This window comes from Flavobacterium sp. FG19 (assembly GCF_057809475.1).
This window is the reverse complement of record NZ_JBMDKA010000016.1, coordinates 1-18,714: the sequence shown is the minus strand read 5'-3', so window position 1 is coordinate 18,714 and position 18,714 is coordinate 1. Positions and strand designations below refer to the sequence as shown.

The window sequence follows — 18,714 nt, the reverse complement described above, 5'->3', positions numbered from 1 at the left end:
GATTTGGAAATTCCAATATAAAAAATTCCAAATTCCAAACTAATACGAAACTAAACTTTTGAAGAAGTTTTAAACTTTGACAAAGTTTTTTTTTAATAGAAAATGCATCATCTTTCTAAACACAGCCCGTGGTTTCAACCACGGGCTATGTTTTTATAAAATGAATTTAAAATCTTTGTAGAACTGCTTTACTTGCGAAGATTTCTCTCTTCGTTCGAAATGACAAAAATGAGTACAAAAAAATCCCAAACTCCTATTTGGAATTTGGGATTTCAAATATTGTAATTTAAAAAAAAATTATGCTTTTTTAGCATTCAAAGCAGCACTCATTTCCATAGAAATAGCAGAACGCTCTAATTTTAACTTTCCGGACATTGTTTCAATTACAACGGTAGTTTCTGCTAATTCAGCAATTTTACCGTGGAAACCACTTTTAGTAACTATTTTGTCGCCTACTTTCAGGCTGCTTTCAAATTCTTTTTCGTTTTTTGCTCTTTTCTGCTGTGGTCTGATCATAAAGAAATAGATTACCACAAACATTAAAAGGAATGGTGCAAATTGACCTAATTGTCCCATGATTTAATTTGTTTTTGATTTATATAATACTTTCTATTTGGAATTTAAAAATTGGAATTTATTAAAAAAAATTACATTAACCCTCTTCCCACTTTCACCATCTTTTTGCTGGCTTCCAGTTCTTTTACAAGGTTATCTAAAATTCCGTTGATAAAAATACTACTTTTTGGAGTAGAATACTCTTTTGCAATTTCTAAATATTCGTTAAGAGTTACTTTTACCGGGATTGAAGGAAATTTCAGGAATTCGCAGATTGCCATTTTCAGGATAATCGTATCGATTTCGGCAATCCTTTCGCTGTCCCAGTTAGGTGTTTTATCATCGTATTCTTTAGCTAAAACCGCTTCGTTTAAAACCGTTCTTCTAAACAAATCTTTAGCAAAGTCTTTATCCTCTACATCTTTGTACAATTTAGGAACTCTAAATTCGTCCGGATCTTCTGTTTTAATTGCTTTTAACTGTTTAATAATATGAGTATTTACCACCGGAATATCATCAACCCAGGTTAATTTATCATCCTCCAGATACTCATATAATTTTTCATTCGGAACAATAACCTCAGAGAACAAATCAGCCACAAACTGTTTGTCTTCTTCAAAAGTGTTTACATTATTGCTCATGTATTTTTTATAGATATCACTTGCTTTAATATCATTTAGAAGCAAAATGATATAATCGTCGTTTAAAGACCAGTTGTTGATCTTACGGTTTTCTAAAGCAATACTTAGGGAATTACTTTCGGCCAGAAGCTGAAAGATTTTATTTTTGATGAACTTCTCGTTCGGGTTACGTTCTGCCGGAGTCGCAAGGTGTTTTTTGCTTGACAGATGTAGAAAAACAGCTTCTTTTTTACAAATTTCAATCAATGAAGAAAGCATTATAAGATATAAGTCCTGAATATTATCAATACTGTAAAAAAGAAACTTTTCTTCTTTTTCCAGATTATCAGAACCGCTCTGGTGCATTGCATAAATGGATTGCATTACTTTAATGCGTATGTGTCTTCTATTTACCACCTCGTAAGAACATTTAAAAATTAGTCTGCAAAAGTATAACTTTTAAGGCGTATTTTAAAATTTAAACAATAAAAAAACCGTTTTTTTAGCAATTAGTTATAGTTGTTAGTTTTCGGTCGCAGTTCTCAGTGTTCAGTATTCAGTCGCAGTATTCAGTTGTAGTTATCAGTTGTAGTTATCAGTTGTAGTTATCAGTTGTAGTTATCAGTCACGCTGTTCTGTCATCACTTGTCATATAAACAATAAAGCCGCAGTGAAAGTATTCGGTTTCATTATTATCTTATATTCACTAATTAACTGTTGTACAAATAAAAAAATCTCAGTCTCCAGATAAAACTGAAAACTGAGACTGAGACTGTAAACTGAGACTGAATACTACTTAACAGCAGCTTTTTCCAGTTTTCTCGCATCGATACGATTTTGAGCAATCGTAAGCGCTGCTTTATGTGTTGTGATTCCGTTTTTTACCGCGTAATCAATAATTTCTAAAGTAGTATTGTAGATGTTTTCGGTTTTAGCCATAATTTCAGCTTTACCATAATGCTCTAATTCTGCATAAACATTGATAATTCCTCCGGCATTAATAAGAAAATCAGGAGCATATAAAATGCCTCTTTCCTGCAGTCTTGCACCGTGAACATTTTCATCTGCCAATTGGTTATTAGCTGCACCGGCAATCACTTTCGCTTTTATTTTATCAACAGTAGTATCATTAATGGTTGCTCCCATAGCACATGGCGCATAAATATCAACATCGGCAGTGTACAAATCTTCACCCGTATAAATTTCTGCATTGTATTTGGCTGCTGTCTGATATAACTTTTCTTCGTTAATATCCGTAATCGTTACTTTAGCTCCTTCTTTAGTCAGGTACTCTACCAGAGTTTCTCCTACGTGCCCGATTCCCTGAACCAAAACTTTTTTACCTTCTAAAACATCAGATCCAAACTGACTTTTGGCAGCTGCCTTCATTCCTAAATAAACTCCGTAAGCAGTAACCGGTGAAGGATTTCCTGAACCTCCTCTTTCTTCAGAAATTCCGGTAACATAGGGCGTTACATCTCTTACAGTGTCCATATCTTTAGTTTCCATTCCAACATCTTCTGCTGTAATATATCTTCCGCTTAAAGAATGAACAAACTCACCAAACTTACGCATTAATTCAGGCGTTTTTTGTGTTTTGGCATCTCCAATAATAACTGCTTTACCGCCTCCAATATTCAAACCGGTAATCGCTGATTTATAAGTCATACCTCTTGAGAGACGCAAAACATCGTTTAAGGCTTCCCATTCTGTATTATAATTCCACATTCTTGTCCCGCCCAAAGCTGGTCCCATAACCGAATTATGAATACCAATAATTGCTTTTAAACCTGTATCTTTGTCATTGCAAAATACAATTTGTTCGTGATCGTCAAAAGATAACTGACCAAAAACAGGGTCCATTTTTTGAAGTTCCTTTCCAGTTGCGAAAGCTGCATTCATAGTGTTAGTTTTAATTTGTTTAGAAATTACGAATTCGTCAAAAAGACAATCCAAACATAAACAAAAAATACACATGTGCTAATTTTTTATCTTTAAAATAACAATTTTACAATATAATTGTTTTGATTAAATTGCAATTTATTATAATTTTAATTAATTATAATTCATAAATTTAAATCAATTCAATATCGAATTTCTTAAAAAAATGAAAGAATTAAGCTATTTAAACAAATATTTTATCAAATATAAATACAGTTTTTCCCTTGGAATTTTAATCACTATAATCGCACAAATATTCTTTTTATTTACGCCAAAACTGGTAAGCCATTCGTTTGACATAATTGAAAAATTTTTAAAATTATCAGAAGCAGACCGAAAATCTTCTATCATTGTCAATTTTTACCAGCAGGACCTTATTCACAATATTCTATTAATCGTAGGAAGTGCAATTGTGGGAGGTTTTTTGACTTTTTTAATGCGCCAGACTTTAATTGTAATGTCACGCCATATCGAGTTTGATTTAAAAAATGAGGTCTTTAAACAATACGAAATCCTTTCTCAGAATTTCTATAAACAGAACCGTACGGGCGATTTAATGAACCGTATAAGCGAAGACGTTTCAAAAGTACGTATGTATGTCGGGCCCGCCGTTATGTATACGATCAATACCTTTATCCGTTTTGCGATTGTTATACTATATATGTATAATGTTTCGCCGCTGCTTACCTTATATACAATACTGCCGCTGCCTGTTTTGTCTTACTGTATTTTTAAACTGAGTTCTGAAATTAACAAACGCAGCACCACTTTCCAGCAGTATTTATCCAAAGTATCCAGTTTTACCCAGGAAATTTTTTCGGGAATCAGGGTTATAAAAGCATATTCGTTAGAAAACCAGCATCAGAACAATATGATTGATCTTTCTGACGAGAGTAAACGCAAAAGTCTGGAACTAGCCAAAGTTCAGTCCTTGTTTGGTCCTCTAATGATTGCCCTTATCGGAATCAGTAATCTGGTTGTGATTTATTTTGGAGGTGTTATGTATATTAACGGAACCATCCCGAATATTGGAACGATCGCTGAATTTATTTTATATGTTAATATGCTGACATGGCCCGTTGCTTCTCTGGGATGGGTTTCGTCTATGGTTCAGGAAGCCGAAGCCTCTCAGAAACGTTTAAACGAATTCCTGAAAATTGAACCGGAAATTAAAAATAATAATCCTGAACCGTCAGATATACAAGGTGAAATTACTTTTGACAATGTAAGTTATACTTATGAAGATACTAATATTGAAGCCCTGAAAAAGGTTTCATTCACGGTAAAAAAAGGAGAAACTCTTGCGATTCTGGGAAAAACAGGTTCAGGAAAATCTACTATTTTATCCCTTATTGCCCGTTTGTATGATGTTAACGATGGAAAAATAACAATTGATAAAAATGAAATCAGCACGTTAAACTTAAATGATTTACGAAACAGCATTGGTATAGTTCCTCAGGATGCCTTTTTATTCTCCGATACGATTAAAAACAATATTAAATTCGGAAATCAGAATGCTTCAGATGAAGAAGTAACCGAAGCCGCTAAAAAAGCTGTGGTTCACGACAATATAACGGCTTTTAACAAACAATACGATACTATTTTAGGAGAAAGAGGAATTACGCTTTCAGGCGGACAAAAGCAGCGTGTATCTATTGCGAGGGCTCTTATTAAAAATCCTGCTATTTTACTTTTTGACGATTGTTTGTCTGCAGTTGACACTGAGACCGAAGAAACTATTTTAAGTAATTTATTTGATTTTTGTAAAGATAAAACTACAATAATTGTCAGTCATCGGGTTTCTTCTGCCAAAAATGCCGACAAAATTATCATTCTTGAAGACGGTGAAATCATACAACAAGGCTCTCATAATCAATTAATAAATCAGGAAGGCTATTATGCAGCGTTATATTTAAAACAACTTTCGGAAAAAGAATTACTTTAATTGTTGCGTAATCGATAATTTTTTATGATTTTTGAGTACTATTAATTCCAAAAATGATAGAACGTATTATGAGAGAAAATGACATGTTAGAAAAAGAAGAGATTTTTTCTAAAGTATTACGAGCAGGAAGAAGAACTTATTTCTTTGATGTAAGAGCTACTAAAGCTGACGATTATTATATTACCATTACCGAAAGCAAAAAGTTTACTGAAGAAGACGGTTCTTTTCACTTCAAAAAACACAAAATCTATTTATACAAGGAAGATTTTAATGCTTTTGCCGAAATACTCGAAGAAATGACAGCGTACGTTTTAAACCACAAAGGCGAGGAAGTAATTTCTGAAAGACACCAAAAAGATTTCAAAAAAGAATACGGTTCTGATAAAGCCGAAACTCACCGATCAAGTTTTACTGATATAGATTTTGACGATATTTAATTTGATATAACTTTACTAAAAAAGCTTAAGTCCAATATGTTTAACATTTTTGGACTTTTTTTATACATCTAAACTCTATAATTTTAGTCGACGATCATTTTTTGATCCCGAATTACAAATTAAAAAAATAACCACATGAAAAAAATACTCCTTTTAGTAAGCTTTATTTTTATAACAGTTTCAGCAGCTGCCCAGAAAACAGAATATGAAACTAAATCTAACATACAGTATTATAATGCTGCTGTTAACAAATCCGACAATTATATAAACGAAAGATGCGTTTTGGACATCTATTACCCAAAAAACGCCAAAGGTTTTGCTACGATCGTCTGGTTTCATGGCGGCGGTTTAACCGGAGGAAATAAAGAAATTCCGGAAGCCTTAAAAAACAAAGGTTTTGCCATTATTGGTGTCAACTACAGATTATCGCCAAAGGCCAAAGCCGAAAAAGCTATTGAAGATGCCGCTGCTGCAGTAAGCTGGGTTTTTAACAATATAGGCAGTTATGGCGGCGACCCGTCTTCTGTTTTTGTATCAGGGCATTCTGCCGGAGGCTATCTGGCTTCTATGATTGGACTGGATAAAAAATGGCTGCAGAAAGAGGGAATTGATGCCAACCGAATTGCCGGATTGATTCCGTTTAGCGGACAATGTATTACGCATTTTGAAATCAGAAGAGAAAAAGGGATTCCCGAAAAACAACCCACTATTGATGCTTTTGCGCCATTATACCACGTTCGTGCCGATGCTCCGCCGCTTTTATTGATAACAGGTGACCGTGAACTGGAGATGTTAGGCCGCTATGAAGAAAACGCCTATATGGCCCGAATGATGAAACTCACAGGGCACACACAAACTAAGTTATACGAATTAGACGGTTACGGCCACGGAATGACAGAACCTGCTTTTCCCTTACTGGTAAACGAAGTAAACCGAATTTTAAAAGAAAAACAAACCAAGAAATAACATCAAAACTTCCACGGCAATGGAAACACAACTATTAATCGTACCTGGACTCGGCGATTCCGGAGAAAAACACTGGCAGACCTTTTGGCATGAAAAATTCGAAAACTCAATTCGTGTTATACAAGACAATTGGGATGAACCTATTCGGGAAGAATGGATCGCACGTTTAAACGAGAACATTTTAAAATTAGAGCAGCCAACCATTTTAGTATCACACAGTCTGGCTGTTTCATTGGTTTTGCATTGGGCAGAAAAATACAATAACCCAAATATTATCGGAGCTTTTTTAGTTGCTCCTGCAGATGTTGATTCACCGCAGCACACACCGGAATGTACGAGAAACTTCTCTCCGATGCCGCTTTACAAATTACCTTTTCCATCTGTAGTTGTTGCAAGTGAAAATGATCCGTATGCTTCTTTCGAAAGAAAAAAGTACTTCGCTGAACAATGGGGAAGCGATTTTGTAAATATCGGCCAGCAAGGACACATCAATTCTGATTCTGATTTGAAATATTGGGAAGAGGGACAGGAAATTTTACAAAAATTGATTAAAAATATAATTTCAAAATAAAGCTTCGAACATTTCTATGAAAAAATTCTTTTTAATCGCATTATTAATTACAAATTTATGTTTCTGCCAAAGCAATGAAGAAAATGTATTTGAAACCAATTATACGCTTTTATTAGAGAATCTTACAAATCAAAATTGGCAAAAATCTCAGGATTTGGCTAAAAAACTTCTTGACATTACTGAACCTGTCGATTCGATGCAGATTCAGAAAGAAGTTGTAAGATATATGTATATTTATTCAACAGCCGGTCTTTTAAACGAAAAAAAGCTAACCCAAAAAGAAGCTCTGAAAAAAGTACTTTTTCTTAAATCAAAACAAATGATTATGCCTTCACATTTATTCAACAGCAATTGCTACATTAATTGCACAAATTTGAAAGATGATGAACCTAATACTTTTTTTACAGGAGTAAACAATACTCAGGGAACTCAGATTTTTTCGTTTGAGTATGTACAAATTACAAACGGAATCAAAGAATCTGCAACAGAATTAGAAGGGAAATATATCCAGTTAAGAGGTCAATTAAATGAAATCACTGTCGAGGGAAATATGTTTCCGCGATTCAAATTAAAATTTATAAATGGTGATTATAAAATAAAAAGCAGGTAAAATTTTACCTGCTTTTATTCTATAACAAATTATCCAATTCTTAATCCATTTTCTATTTTAAAATCCGGAGCCAATAAAACTACATCTCCTTCCTCTCCTACTGCGCCTAAAACCAAACATTCACTCATAAATTTCCCAATTTGCTTTCTGGGAAAATTGACCACCGCAACAATCTGACGGTTTATTAAATCTTCTTTTTGATATCGTTTTGTAATTTGTGCCGATGATTTTCGAATACCTATCTCAGAACCAAAATCTATCGTAAGCTGATAGGCTGGCTTTCTGGCTTCGGGAAAATCATTTACCCCGATAATAGTTCCAATCCGCATGTCGGTCCTTTCAAATTCATTCCAGGTTAAATCCATTCTTTTAATTGTTTATTTACAAACCTATAAATTTTGTAACGAATAGCACTAATTCTGTAACCCGTTTTTTTATACTCCGTTTAATTTTACTACACCACTTTTAGAAACTTATTAGTAAAAAATATACAAAATGGAAAACAGTGTAATAAACTCCCGTTCCTCCTTAAAAGATTTAGATTTTGATATGCAGCAGTTCAACACGGATAAGTATATTGAAACAGCTCAAAATGTAAAGTTGTATGTGAAAGATTACGGCAGAGGAAAACCTGTAATTTTAATTCATGGCTGGCCGCTTTCTAACGAAATGTGGGAATATCAGCTTGAATTCCTCGTTAAAAACAATTACAGGGTTATCGCCTACGACCGTCGTGGTTTTGGAAAATCATCGCAGCCCTGGGACGGATACGACTATGATACGCTTACAGATGACCTCAGCGAAATTATCGAACAGCTGGAATTAGAAGATGTTACACTGGTTGGTTTTTCTATGGGCGGCGGCGAAGTGGTTCGTTATTTTAGCCGATATGGAGGAAAAGGCGTTTCAAAAGCCGTTTTACTTTCTTCCATCATTCCTTTTCTGTTAAAAACAGAAGACAACCCTCAGGGGCGACCAAAGGAAAAAAGTCTTGCTACAGCGGCTTCAATAAACGAAGACAGGATTGGTTTTCTGGATAATTTCATTAAAATATTCTTTGGTGTTAACATTATCAACAATCCGTTAAGCATTCCTTTATTAGAATATTACAGAAATTTATGTGCTGCCGCTTCTCCAAGGGCGACATTGCAATGTGCCGAATCATTAAATAATACCGACTTCAGAGAAGAACTTCATCACATTAAAGTTCCCACCTTAATCATTCATGGAAACGACGATAAAAATGTTCCAATCGAACTCACCTCCAAAAAAGCAGCCGAATCTATTGCCCATAACACTTATATCGTTTATGAAGGCGCTCCGCATGGCTTATTTTATACCGAAAGGGACAAACTAAACGAAGACCTGCTGGAATTCCTGAACTCTTAAACTAATACAGCCGCAGATTGTACTGATGCTTTCAAATTAAGATCAACCAGGATTAATAATCCTCTAATTAGTATAATCTGCGGTTTATAAACACTGTTCAAATCCCGGAATTAATAATTTTCCCTGTACTCTTTTATTTACAGAATTTTAAAGTTATTTTTGAAAACTAATTTTCTGTAAAATGGCACGAACTTCTTCCAATATGGTTCCACTCGGGACAATCGCTCCCGAATTTTATCTTAAGGATACTAATTCAAACAATACCTATTCGTTTGAGGATTTAAAAGGATCTAAAGGAACTCTGGTCATTTTTATGTGCAATCATTGTCCGTTTGTGCTACATGTAATTAATGAAATTGTCATGATTGCCAATGATTATCGTGTTCAGGGACTAGGGATAGTGGCTGTTTCAAGCAATGATATTGTAAAATATCCCGAAGATGCACCGGAGATGATGACAGAATTTGCATTGCGACATAAAATTGATTTCCCGTATTTGTTTGATGTAACTCAGGAAACAGCCAAAGCTTATGAGGCTGCCTGTACACCCGATTTTTATTTATTCGACAATCAGAACCGGTTATTTTACAGAGGACAGCTGGATGATTCAAGACCCGGAAACGGAATTCCGTTAAGCGGAACCGATTTAAGAAACGCTATTGATGCCCTGATTTACAACCGGACCTTAAACGAAATTCAGAAGCCGAGTATTGGCTGTAACATCAAATGGAAATAAAGATTTGGAGCTTTTAAAAAAGTTTGCTTATCTTTGCCAATCAAACTAAAATTACTCATTGTGAGCACTATAACAATATTTACAGTTTCTGTGCCGGCGTTTTCTTTAAGGAAAAGGCCGTTTTCTGCTGTATTTATTTCGCATAGTAAAGCCTTTATCAATTAGGCCTCCGTCTATTTTCATTTTCTTCTTTCAGACGGAGGATTTACATCTCTTAAACATTTTATTTATTTGACTTACAATCAAAGGGGTCGGATATTTTTTTGTTTTTCATAAGTAACTTTTTTATTCCCTAATCCTGTTTTAAGCACAGGCCGGGAAATAACTCGTTTAAAAAAACACAAAAGAAGAAAAATCATTCAAATTTTAATAACAATAAATTCAATACAGATATGAAACCAACACCCACATTTACAAAAACTGACTATCAGTTTTTAAGAGAATTAATTTTAAAGAGTAAAAATTCGACCAATACCAAAGAAGCTAATCAGCTTTCGCAGGAACTGGACCGCGCCGTTATCAGCAAAGAAGGCGAGCTGGATCATTCGGTTGTAAGAATCAATTCTTTAGTAACCATTGAAGACGTACAAGCCGGGAAACAAATGAAAATTCAGATTGTTTTACCTTCATCGGCAGATATAAAACAATCTAAAATATCGATTCTGGCACCTTTAAGTGTTGCCATTATTGGTTTTAAAGAAAATGACGAAGTTGACTGGGAACTGCCGGCCGGAATTAAAACCTTAAAAATAGTAGCTGTAGACAACACGGCCGTACAGCATTCTTAACTTTTTAAACACCTCATTCTGTGAAGGTGTTTTTTTATATCTGACTGAAAAAGAAAAACGATTCAATAGGTTCTACTGAATCGTTTTTTTTATCTCTTCGTTATACAGGACTTACAACTGCGAATGAATATATTTTGTAATTAAAGCCATGTTGGCATCATCTAATTTTGCTTTTTTCTGCATTCTTACCAAAATAGGTGTCCATTCTTCCTGTGTAAATTTTTCCGGTTCGTATAATTTATGACACTTTACACAGTTGTTTTCATACAATGTTTTACCTTCTGCCTGCTCCAGTGACAGAGTAACAGGCGGCTTACTGTCTTTTGCAGGATCAACTGTTTCCGGAGCCGAAGCTACTGCTGTTTTTTGTGTACCGCAGGCGACAAGCAGAGCTGCGGTCATGAATGTTAAAATCTTTGATTTCATTATTTAGCCTTGTTTTTTAGTAAATATAAAAAAATCCCATATGCCGAAACATATGGGATAGCTATTTAAAACAAAACTAAATTAGTTTGTATTTTTTATTTTACGTCCATTAATTCAACGTCAAAAATTAAAGTAGCATGTGGTGGAATAACCCCTCCTGCACCAGAAGGTCCGTAAGCTAAATCAGACGGGATTACAAAACGGGCTTTGTCACCTACTTGTAATAATGCAATACCTTCGTCCCATCCTTCAATAACCTGTCCAATTCCTAATTTAAATTCGATTGGTTTTTTACGCGGGTAAGAAGAATCAAAAACTTTTCCGTTTTCTAAAGATCCTTCGTAGTGAACTGAAACTGTTTTTCCGGCTTCCGCTTTTTTACCTTCTCCTTTTTGAATCATTTTGTAACGCAAACCGCTTTCTGTTCTGTCAAAACCGGCAGCTAACTGCTCCATTTTCGCTTCAGATTCTGCTTTTAAAGCAGCTTCTCTCTTCATTCTGGCACCTTTTAAAGAAATAAAAGCTTCAATGGCATTCCATTTCTGAGCTTCTTCACCTACTCTGATAATTTCTACAGATTCTAATGCATCACCTTGAGCAACAGCATCTACAACATCCTGTCCTTCTACAACATGACCAAAAACACTGTGTTTTCCGTCTAACCACGGAGTTGGAACGTGTGTAATAAAGAACTGAGAACCATTGGTTCCAGGCCCTGAATTTGCCATAGATAAAACTCCAGGACGGTCGTGTTTTAAACTTGGTACAAATTCGTCGTCAAATTTATATCCCGGATCTCCTGTTCCTGTTCCTTTAGGACATCCACCCTGAATCATAAAATCAGCAATAACCCTGTGAAAGTTTAATCCGTCGTAGAATTTCTGTCCCTGAGGTTTTACTTTGTTTTCCATATTTCCTTCTGCAAGAGCTACAAAGTTTCCTACAGTTCCAGGTGTTAAATCATGTGTAAGCTTTACCAAAATCGCACCTTTACTGGTGTTGAATTTAGCGTATATTCCGTTTTCCATTGTTGTTATTTTTTAATTGAACGCAAATTTACAAATTAATTTCTTAATCAATTTGCGCTTTCTCTTTTTTAGTCCCGACTCTTCGGGATGATTTATAAGTCAGACCGTACACCAGTAATGACAGCGAAGACAATACCATACAGCCAATCGTTACCGCATGCCATCCTCCCAGTTTCCATAATAATAATCCGTAAGCAGATCCTGCAGCAGTTCCTAAAAAGCTAAACGACATAAAAACTGTATTGAGTCTGTTTCTGGCTTCTGGTAAAAGTGAATACACTCTGGTCTGGTTTGAAATATGCACGCCCTGAATACCAATATCAATAAATACGATTCCAATGGCCACGCCGATCACACTTTCGATCGAAAAATAAAAGACCAAAAAGCTTATCAATATCAATAAACAGCCGTAACCTACCGCAATTCTGGAATTCCCTTTATCGCCTATTTTCCCTACCAATGGTGCTGCCAGAGCTCCGGAAGCTCCCACAATTCCAAACAAACCAATTGTAGCACTGTTAAAATGAAATGGTTCTCCCGAAAGCAGTAAAACCATTGTCGTCCAGAAAGCACCAAACTGTGCAAAACTAAAAACATTGATAGCCGTGGCTTCCCGTAAAACCGGCTGTGTTTTAATAAGAGTAAACAAGGACTGAATTAACTGTCCGTAAGTTCCCTGAAACTGAGGTTTGTTAACCGGGAATTTACTCTGAATTACAAAAAAGATTAAAAGACAAATTCCGGCGGCTATAAAAAACATCGATCTCCAGCCTAACACTTCTCCAATAAAACCGCTCAAGGTTCTGGAAAGAAGGATTCCGACCAGTAAACCGCTCATAATGGTTCCTACTACTTTACCCCGCTGTTCCGGTGCACTTAATGAAGCGGCAAGCGGCAGAATAAGCTGCGGTACAATTGAAGTAATCCCGATAAGAAGTGACGCAATCTGCAAAACCAGAAAGCTTTTGGCTGTAGCCGCAATAAGCAAAGCGATTACAGTAGCAAAAGTGGTCATTAAAATTTGTTTTTTACGTTCTATTTTATCGCCCAGGGGCACCATAAAAAACAAGCCAATCGCATATCCCGCCTGAGTCAGATATGTTATCGTTCCGGCGCTGGCTTCGGGAATTTTAAATTCGCTGGCTATTAATACAATTAAGGGCTGGCAGTAGTACAGATTTGCAACTATAAGACCAGTGCAGGCTGCCATGAACAAGACATTTGTTTTAGATAAATTCATGGTGCAAAAATACCACTCTAATCTTTATCCAAACTTTAAAAAATATATAAATTTTCAAGTTTTTTGTAAGCCCTTTAAGTGATATCAGTTCATTTACTACCGATTTAGACTAAACAATACTGATGACTGATAAACGTTCTGAAGATTCTATCAGCAAAACTTAAATCTTCTTATAATCACTTATATAGTTATTTTTTGAACCTTTTAATAATTCAAAAAATCTTCTCTTGCAGGACTAAAAACATCTGTCAGCATACCGCTTTCGAGACATACCACACCATGAACAGCATGAGGCGGGATATAAAAACTATCCCCTTCTTTTAAAGTTTCAGTAACTCCATTTATAGTAACATCAAATTTTCCGCTGGCAATATACGTTACCTGCGAATGATAATGTTCATGTAAAACCCCAATTCCGCCTGTTTCGAAATGAACATTTACCAGCATAACCCGCTCATCAAAAGCCAGGATTTTGCGTTTGATTCCTTCGCCCACTAATTCCCATTCGATATCATCACCTTTTATAAACTCTTTGCTTGTCCCGATATTCTGCATAATTTTTATTATTATTTTTTTACAAAATTAAACTTTTCAGAGCAGCTGTTTTACAATAAAATCACAGCTTGTCTTAATTGATTCAAAAGAATTTACGGCGAAGTTATTTTCCTGTTCGACAAAAAAATGAACCAGTCCTGCCTGTTCTGCTTCTTTAAAATACGGTTTAAAATCTATTAATCCGGATCCCACTTCAGTATTGAGTGCTTTATTAGCTCTGTCCATATCTTTAACATGCCACAATTTAAAACGTCCCGGATTTTCTCTGAACAGTTTCAGCGGATCGTTTCCTGAAAAAACAACCCAGTACAAATCCAGCTCAAAATACACAAGGTCTTTATTTGTTTCTTTTAAAAGAATCTCATAACCCGTAAGTCCTTCATATTGATGAAATTCAAAATCATGATTATGATAAGCCAGTTTTAAACCTGCCGAAGCACACATTTCTGCCGCCTGGTTCAAACGCTTTGCTATAATCTTATAATCGTCTGCACTTTTCCTGAAAGGCTCATCAACCCAGGGAACCGTTAAAAATTCACTTTTTAAAATCTTGGCCGCTTCAATGGCAGCAGTTAATTCTGTCGTATTTCCGTCATATAAATAACTTCCTAAATTATAATGACCGCTTACGGCTTTCAGATGGTTTTCGTCTAAAATCTTTTTCAGTTCTGCGGGAGACAAACCCCAGAACTGATCTTTGATAGAGAATCCGTATGTTTCGACATTAGTATAACCTGAAGCGGCGACTTTCTCCAAAGTCTGCTTTACATTTTTTGGAAGTTCTTCCCGTAAAGTATACAATTGCAATCCTGTTTCTTTTTTCTTCATAGAAAAGGCTAATGAGGGTAAAGCCATGACTGCAGCTGCGGCCAGACTTGTATTCATAATAAAATTTCTTCGTGTAACCATTTTAAGACCTGAATTTTAAAATGTAAATCTACTCTAAAAACCGGTTTTCAAAACTCCTGATAAAATTTTGAAGTTCCAATACGGTTTCTTCATTTGCAATTTTTCCGTCAACATCTACTTTTCCCCGAATACCCTGAATCAGCAGCTGTGTGTTTTCGTTCAATTGCGCTTCAAGTGTTTTCATAATCAGTAAAAGCTGTTCGTGTCCCATTTCTCCGGAAGCCGAAGCGGTAATCAGGCCTGTTTCTTTATTCGAAAAAATAGTCGTCGAAACACACCATTCCAGAGCATTTTTTAAACTGCCCGGCAGACTGAAAACATATTCGGGTGTACAGATAATTACCCCGTCTGCCGCTGCTGTTTTATTTCTGAAACTAACGACAGCTTCAGGCGGGGTTTCGGTATCCAGATCCGGATTAAAATGCGGGATATTTTCTAAATCTTCGAATATCTCCACTTCAAAATCCGGTTTTATATGTTCTGAAATATACTTTAAAATTTTAAAATTACTGGAATTCTTTCTGGTACTGCCCGTTATGGCTAAAATTTTTCGAACTGACGCTGACACGGATTATTTATTTTGATTTTCTTCTTCTTCAAAGTTATCAAAATAAGTAAAATCTTTAGTTATTAATCCGTTCTCAATAGTAAAAATAGTGCAGATAGGTAAGTTAAACTTTGAATTATCCGGAGCTGTTCCCGTAGAAACAAACTCTACTATAATATGTTTTTCGCCAGAAGGGTAAATCTGAATGATTTCATCGTGCACATCAGGAAAAACAGTATTCAGCTCTTTGTATTTAGCTTCAATCTGCTCACGTGATTGTTTTACAATTCCCAGCCCCAGGGAAGGATCTTTAAAATCTGCTGTTTCTGTATACATTTCAGCCATTTTTTTCCAGTTGTGGCTGTTAAAATACTCAAAGTATTGTTTTACCAGTTTTTCATTTTTTTCTGTATCCATTTTTACTGATTGATTTTGGTTATTACACGCAGTCAGCAAAAAAATCAATGCTGCTGCAATTGTTAACTTTTTCATTCTTTATCGTTTTAAATGTTAATACAAAATAATTACAGCCGTTTTTTCATCAGATTATAAAGATGAAGACAAACTATATTGGTCAAAACACTGAGTACTCCCTTTCTTTCTAAATAGCCGAAAGATCCCGTTTCATTAAATCAGATTCCTCCATCAGGTTATTTCTTTTAAAAAATGCTTCCAGTTCCGTTAATCTCTTTTCATTATCGTATTTAATACAGGAATTTAGTTTTCTCTGGCATACCGAACACAAACGTATGGTGCTTCTGTCGGTTTCAGACAGGCTGTTGGTTCCGTTCATCACACAATCTGCATTAATACAATGCTGCATCCCAAACATATGCCCAATCTCATGAGAGCTTGTTTTGAGCAATCTCGTTAAACACAAATTAAAATTCTCTGCGGTCAGTCCCTCTTCCTGAAACCTGTACATCGAACTTACTCCTACTTTTTCTCTGTAGGAAGCCAGTCCAAAAACAAAATTCCATTCCGGTTTAGGATATAAATCCATTTCAGAAAGTCCCATTAAAGCAATCCTGTTCAATGGTTTTTCCTTTTTTAAAACACTATCTAAAAGGTAACCTGCTAATAACTGTTCATGACCTTCATAAAACATTCTTCTTGCCGTTTTGGGTACTATATCATTCGAAATTGGTTCTAAAGTCTCTGTTTTCAGCTGAAAAAACAATTGCAGATACTCCTTCGTCAGTTCAATCTGCTTTTTCTGTAAAACATTAAAATTACCTATCGGCCTAATGTAAATAATGTTGGCATCTGCTGCCGGAACAATATGCTTAGAAGCATCATACTGTTCAAAAGTCTGTCCGTTTTCTTTATGAGAAAACCGCCAGTCCCCATACGCAGGTTTACCTAATTTAACATCATTCCGTTTGATGTCCCTGAAATAAGGCGCTTCAATTTGAGCTTTTACCGGGTTTTCTTTGGTTTTGTTACAGGAACAAAATACGATCAACAGAAGGATGATTATTTTTTTCATAGGCCTTTAAAATTCACAACATTATTTTGATCATAAAATCAGGTGCTATTTTATTGATCAATTCAAATATATAAAAAAGAAAGAATTACATTTTGAAGAGTAGTAATTTAAAATTAGGATCCGTAAAATATTCTCTCAGGAATAAAATACAGATAATACAGTATGATCACTCTTTACTTTTTTATCTCATAGGTACTATACATGATATTCTTCATTTTTTACTTTGTATCTTTGCCGCAAACTAGTGAAGAAAAAATGCGAATTGACATTATAACGATTTTGCCCGAATTATTAAGAAGCCCGTTTGAAGCTTCTATTATGAAACGTGCTATTGACAAAGGCTTAGTGGAAGTACATTTCCATAATTTACGTGATTATACGACCAACAAACAAAAGAGTGTAGATGATTATCAGTTTGGCGGAGGTGCCGGAATGGTAATGATGGTCCAGCCTATTGACGATTGTATAACACACTTAAAGAGTCAGCGCGAATACGACGAAATCATTTATATGTCTCCTGATGGTGAAACTTTAAACCAGAAAATGGCCAACAAAATGTCGATGTATGAAAACATAATCATTTTATGCGGACATTATAAAGGAGTTGATCAGCGTGTAAGGGATCATTTTATCACTAAAGAAATTTCTATAGGCGACTATGTCCTTTCGGGAGGAGAATTAGGCGCTTTGGTTTTATCTGATGCTTTAATTCGTTTAATTCCGGGGGTTTTAAGTGATGAAACCTCAGCCTTAACAGATAGTTTTCAGGACAACTTACTTTCCGGACCTATCTACACAAGACCTGCCGATTATAAAGGATGGAAAGTTCCTGAGGTTTTAACCAGCGGACATTTTGCCAAAATTGAAAAATGGCGTGAAGATATGGCGTACGAACATACTAAAAACAGACGCCCGGACCTGCTTGATGATAAATAGTTTTCAGTCGCAGTCGCAGTTTTCAGAACAATAAGTCTGAACACTGTCACTAAATACTGAGTCTGACTACTGAGACTGAACACTGAGACTGCCCACTAACACCCAATTTATCAACAGTTTAAAAAATTTAAATTTGGATTTTGTTTATTGAAATTTTTAACTAAATTTGCACCCGAATTAGACCAACCTCTGGCGAGATACGTGAATGTTGTTCTGAGTAAACTATAAATCATAAAAATTATCATGGCAGATTTATTAAAGTTCGTTCAAAACGAATTCGTTGCTAAAAAAGATTTCCCTGATTTCGGAGCTGGAGACACCATCACTGTTTTCTACGAAATTAAAGAGGGTGAAAAAACAAGAACTCAGTTCTTCAAAGGAGTTGTTATCCAAAGAAGAGGTTCTGGAACAACAGAAACTTTCACGATTCGTAAAATGTCTGGAGCTATTGGAGTAGAGCGTATCTTCCCGGTAAACTTACCAGCTTTACAAAAAATCGAAGTGAACAAAAAAGGTGCAGTTAGAAGAGCTAGAATTTTCTACTTCAGACAACTTACTGGTAAAAAAGCTAAGATTAAAGATAAAAGAAGATAATCATTTATCGATTTGTTATAAAAAACTCGTTTCATCACACTTGAAACGAGTTTTTTTATGCCTGTTTTTTTAGGAGCTAATCCCGCTATTCGTTTCAATCTTTTGCTTTTTAAAGAAAAAAGCAAAAGGATTCCTCCCGAAGCTTCGGGACCATCGGGGCTAGGGCAATCATTTTCATAAAAACTTTTGGCTTAGTACCAAAGAGACTGTCCGAAAAAGTTCGTTTTATCAAGTTCCAGCGGAGCTTAAGATTTATAGAAATTCAATTTCCCTGGTCAAAAGAGCTCCAGCGGAGCGAAACATATAGTCATTGTAAAAGAAATGTCGCTCCACTGGAGCTTTACTATCGATAATAATACGATTTCTATAAATATTTCGCTTCTCCTATGTTTGCCAAGTCAATTTACAAATATCTATAAAATGTAAATTTGG

At 35.3% G+C, this 18,714-nt stretch carries 22 protein-coding genes; 10 read left to right on the top strand and 12 right to left on the bottom strand.

What is annotated here, in order from left to right:
- Positions 1-297 precede the first annotated feature (297 nt).
- The 3 genes from yajC to ACODST_RS16300 all read right to left on the bottom strand — a co-directional run bounded on the left by yajC (position 298) and on the right by ACODST_RS16300 (position 3,077).
- Entirely contained in the window at positions 298-576 is a 279-nt protein-coding gene (gene yajC / locus ACODST_RS16310) for a preprotein translocase subunit YajC (RefSeq protein WP_163409688.1), read from the bottom strand.
- A gap of 71 nt (positions 577-647) precedes the next feature.
- On the bottom strand, positions 648-1,559 hold the full coding sequence (nusB, locus tag ACODST_RS16305; protein WP_488933164.1) for a transcription antitermination factor NusB: 912 nt from the start codon (positions 1,557-1,559) through the stop codon (positions 648-650).
- A 408-nt stretch (positions 1,560-1,967) separates the two neighbouring features.
- Positions 1,968-3,077 carry a Glu/Leu/Phe/Val family dehydrogenase gene (locus ACODST_RS16300; protein ID WP_488933163.1) on the bottom strand — a complete coding sequence of 370 codons (1,110 nt, stop codon included), beginning with the start codon at positions 3,075-3,077 and terminating at the stop codon, positions 1,968-1,970.
- Positions 3,078-3,282: 205 nt separating this feature from the next.
- Between ACODST_RS16300 and ACODST_RS16295 the strand changes: the two genes are divergently transcribed.
- From ACODST_RS16295 to ACODST_RS16275, 5 genes are all read left to right on the top strand, one after another.
- A complete protein-coding gene (locus ACODST_RS16295) occupies positions 3,283-5,061 on the top strand; it encodes an ABC transporter ATP-binding protein (protein WP_488933162.1) in 1,779 nt (592 codons plus the stop codon).
- A 68-nt stretch (positions 5,062-5,129) separates the two neighbouring features.
- On the top strand, positions 5,130-5,498 hold the full coding sequence (locus tag ACODST_RS16290; protein WP_488933270.1) for a PUR family DNA/RNA-binding protein: 369 nt from the start codon (positions 5,130-5,132) through the stop codon (positions 5,496-5,498).
- A gap of 135 nt (positions 5,499-5,633) precedes the next feature.
- Positions 5,634-6,464, top strand: a complete 831-nt coding sequence (locus tag ACODST_RS16285) for an alpha/beta hydrolase (RefSeq protein WP_488933161.1) — start codon at positions 5,634-5,636, stop codon at positions 6,462-6,464.
- A gap of 19 nt (positions 6,465-6,483) precedes the next feature.
- Positions 6,484-7,035 carry an RBBP9/YdeN family alpha/beta hydrolase gene (locus tag ACODST_RS16280; RefSeq protein WP_488933160.1) on the top strand — a complete coding sequence of 184 codons (552 nt, stop codon included), beginning with the start codon at positions 6,484-6,486 and terminating at the stop codon, positions 7,033-7,035.
- A 16-nt stretch (positions 7,036-7,051) separates the two neighbouring features.
- Positions 7,052-7,645 (top strand): hypothetical protein, encoded by a 594-nt coding sequence (locus ACODST_RS16275; RefSeq protein WP_488933159.1) that lies wholly within the window; start codon positions 7,052-7,054, stop codon positions 7,643-7,645.
- A gap of 29 nt (positions 7,646-7,674) precedes the next feature.
- Here ACODST_RS16275 and ACODST_RS16270 read toward each other — a convergent pair whose 3' ends face one another.
- Positions 7,675-8,010: a tRNA-binding protein gene (locus ACODST_RS16270; protein WP_488933158.1), complete on the bottom strand. Its 336-nt coding sequence runs from the start codon at positions 8,008-8,010 to the stop codon at positions 7,675-7,677.
- A 130-nt stretch (positions 8,011-8,140) separates the two neighbouring features.
- Between ACODST_RS16270 and ACODST_RS16265 the strand changes: the two genes are divergently transcribed.
- The 3 genes from ACODST_RS16265 (at position 8,141) to ACODST_RS16255 (ending at position 10,558) form a co-directional block, all read left to right on the top strand.
- The gene (locus ACODST_RS16265) at positions 8,141-9,034 is read left to right on the top strand and encodes an alpha/beta fold hydrolase (RefSeq protein ID WP_488933157.1); all 894 of its coding nucleotides are present in this window, start codon (positions 8,141-8,143) and stop codon (positions 9,032-9,034) included.
- A 181-nt stretch (positions 9,035-9,215) separates the two neighbouring features.
- Positions 9,216-9,770 (top strand): thioredoxin family protein, encoded by a 555-nt coding sequence (locus ACODST_RS16260; RefSeq protein WP_488933156.1) that lies wholly within the window; start codon positions 9,216-9,218, stop codon positions 9,768-9,770.
- Between the two features lie 392 nt (positions 9,771-10,162).
- Positions 10,163-10,558 (top strand): GreA/GreB family elongation factor, encoded by a 396-nt coding sequence (locus ACODST_RS16255; RefSeq protein WP_488933155.1) that lies wholly within the window; start codon positions 10,163-10,165, stop codon positions 10,556-10,558.
- Positions 10,559-10,669: 111 nt separating this feature from the next.
- Here ACODST_RS16255 and ACODST_RS16250 read toward each other — a convergent pair whose 3' ends face one another.
- From ACODST_RS16250 to ACODST_RS16215, 8 genes are all read right to left on the bottom strand, one after another.
- Positions 10,670-10,984, bottom strand: coding sequence for a cytochrome c (locus ACODST_RS16250; RefSeq protein ID WP_488933154.1), 315 nt, complete (start codon positions 10,982-10,984; stop codon positions 10,670-10,672).
- A gap of 95 nt (positions 10,985-11,079) precedes the next feature.
- Positions 11,080-12,012, bottom strand: a complete 933-nt coding sequence (locus tag ACODST_RS16245) for a peptidylprolyl isomerase (RefSeq protein WP_488933153.1) — start codon at positions 12,010-12,012, stop codon at positions 11,080-11,082.
- Positions 12,013-12,055: 43 nt separating this feature from the next.
- Positions 12,056-13,222 (bottom strand): MFS transporter, encoded by a 1,167-nt coding sequence (locus ACODST_RS16240; protein WP_488933152.1) that lies wholly within the window; start codon positions 13,220-13,222, stop codon positions 12,056-12,058.
- Between the two features lie 234 nt (positions 13,223-13,456).
- Positions 13,457-13,807, bottom strand: a complete 351-nt coding sequence (locus ACODST_RS16235; RefSeq protein ID WP_488933151.1) for a cupin domain-containing protein — start codon at positions 13,805-13,807, stop codon at positions 13,457-13,459.
- A 36-nt stretch (positions 13,808-13,843) separates the two neighbouring features.
- Entirely contained in the window at positions 13,844-14,716 is an 873-nt protein-coding gene (locus tag ACODST_RS16230; protein WP_488933150.1) for a sugar phosphate isomerase/epimerase family protein, read from the bottom strand.
- 28 nt (positions 14,717-14,744) lie between these two features.
- Positions 14,745-15,284 carry an NADPH-dependent FMN reductase gene (locus ACODST_RS16225; protein WP_488933149.1) on the bottom strand — a complete coding sequence of 180 codons (540 nt, stop codon included), beginning with the start codon at positions 15,282-15,284 and terminating at the stop codon, positions 14,745-14,747.
- 3 nt (positions 15,285-15,287) lie between these two features.
- Positions 15,288-15,755: a nuclear transport factor 2 family protein gene (locus tag ACODST_RS16220; protein WP_488933148.1), complete on the bottom strand. Its 468-nt coding sequence runs from the start codon at positions 15,753-15,755 to the stop codon at positions 15,288-15,290.
- 109 nt (positions 15,756-15,864) lie between these two features.
- Positions 15,865-16,752: an archaemetzincin gene (locus ACODST_RS16215; RefSeq protein WP_488933147.1), complete on the bottom strand. Its 888-nt coding sequence runs from the start codon at positions 16,750-16,752 to the stop codon at positions 15,865-15,867.
- 255 nt (positions 16,753-17,007) lie between these two features.
- On the opposite strand from ACODST_RS16215, the gene trmD reads away from it, so the two are divergent.
- Positions 17,008-17,688, top strand: a complete 681-nt coding sequence (gene trmD, locus ACODST_RS16210) for a tRNA (guanosine(37)-N1)-methyltransferase TrmD (RefSeq protein ID WP_488933146.1) — start codon at positions 17,008-17,010, stop codon at positions 17,686-17,688.
- A gap of 243 nt (positions 17,689-17,931) precedes the next feature.
- Entirely contained in the window at positions 17,932-18,282 is a 351-nt protein-coding gene (gene rplS / locus ACODST_RS16205) for a 50S ribosomal protein L19 (protein WP_488933145.1), read from the top strand.
- Positions 18,283-18,714 lie beyond the last annotated feature (432 nt).

Coding starts and splice junctions, on each gene's coding strand:
- yajC (WP_163409688.1), bottom strand. CDS start 576: ATGGGACAATTAGGTCAATTTGCACCATTCCTTTTAATGTTTGTGGTA.
- ACODST_RS16295 (WP_488933162.1), top strand. CDS start 3,283: ATGAAAGAATTAAGCTATTTAAACAAATATTTTATCAAATATAAATAC.
- ACODST_RS16265 (WP_488933157.1), top strand. CDS start 8,141: ATGGAAAACAGTGTAATAAACTCCCGTTCCTCCTTAAAAGATTTAGAT.
- ACODST_RS16235 (WP_488933151.1), bottom strand. CDS start 13,807: ATGCAGAATATCGGGACAAGCAAAGAGTTTATAAAAGGTGATGATATC.
- ACODST_RS16290 (WP_488933270.1), top strand. CDS start 5,130: ATGAGAGAAAATGACATGTTAGAAAAAGAAGAGATTTTTTCTAAAGTA.
- nusB (WP_488933164.1), bottom strand. CDS start 1,559: ATGCAATCCATTTATGCAATGCACCAGAGCGGTTCTGATAATCTGGAA.
- ACODST_RS16275 (WP_488933159.1), top strand. CDS start 7,052: ATGAAAAAATTCTTTTTAATCGCATTATTAATTACAAATTTATGTTTC.
- ACODST_RS16280 (WP_488933160.1), top strand. CDS start 6,484: ATGGAAACACAACTATTAATCGTACCTGGACTCGGCGATTCCGGAGAA.
- ACODST_RS16240 (WP_488933152.1), bottom strand. CDS start 13,222: ATGGCAGCCTGCACTGGTCTTATAGTTGCAAATCTGTACTACTGCCAG.
- ACODST_RS16285 (WP_488933161.1), top strand. CDS start 5,634: ATGAAAAAAATACTCCTTTTAGTAAGCTTTATTTTTATAACAGTTTCA.
- ACODST_RS16270 (WP_488933158.1), bottom strand. CDS start 8,010: ATGGATTTAACCTGGAATGAATTTGAAAGGACCGACATGCGGATTGGA.
- ACODST_RS16255 (WP_488933155.1), top strand. CDS start 10,163: ATGAAACCAACACCCACATTTACAAAAACTGACTATCAGTTTTTAAGA.
- rplS (WP_488933145.1), top strand. CDS start 17,932: ATGGCAGATTTATTAAAGTTCGTTCAAAACGAATTCGTTGCTAAAAAA.
- ACODST_RS16220 (WP_488933148.1), bottom strand. CDS start 15,755: ATGAAAAAGTTAACAATTGCAGCAGCATTGATTTTTTTGCTGACTGCG.
- ACODST_RS16260 (WP_488933156.1), top strand. CDS start 9,216: ATGGCACGAACTTCTTCCAATATGGTTCCACTCGGGACAATCGCTCCC.
- ACODST_RS16300 (WP_488933163.1), bottom strand. CDS start 3,077: ATGAATGCAGCTTTCGCAACTGGAAAGGAACTTCAAAAAATGGACCCT.
- ACODST_RS16215 (WP_488933147.1), bottom strand. CDS start 16,752: ATGAAAAAAATAATCATCCTTCTGTTGATCGTATTTTGTTCCTGTAAC.
- ACODST_RS16250 (WP_488933154.1), bottom strand. CDS start 10,984: ATGAAATCAAAGATTTTAACATTCATGACCGCAGCTCTGCTTGTCGCC.
- trmD (WP_488933146.1), top strand. CDS start 17,008: ATGCGAATTGACATTATAACGATTTTGCCCGAATTATTAAGAAGCCCG.
- ACODST_RS16245 (WP_488933153.1), bottom strand. CDS start 12,012: ATGGAAAACGGAATATACGCTAAATTCAACACCAGTAAAGGTGCGATT.
- ACODST_RS16230 (WP_488933150.1), bottom strand. CDS start 14,716: ATGGTTACACGAAGAAATTTTATTATGAATACAAGTCTGGCCGCAGCT.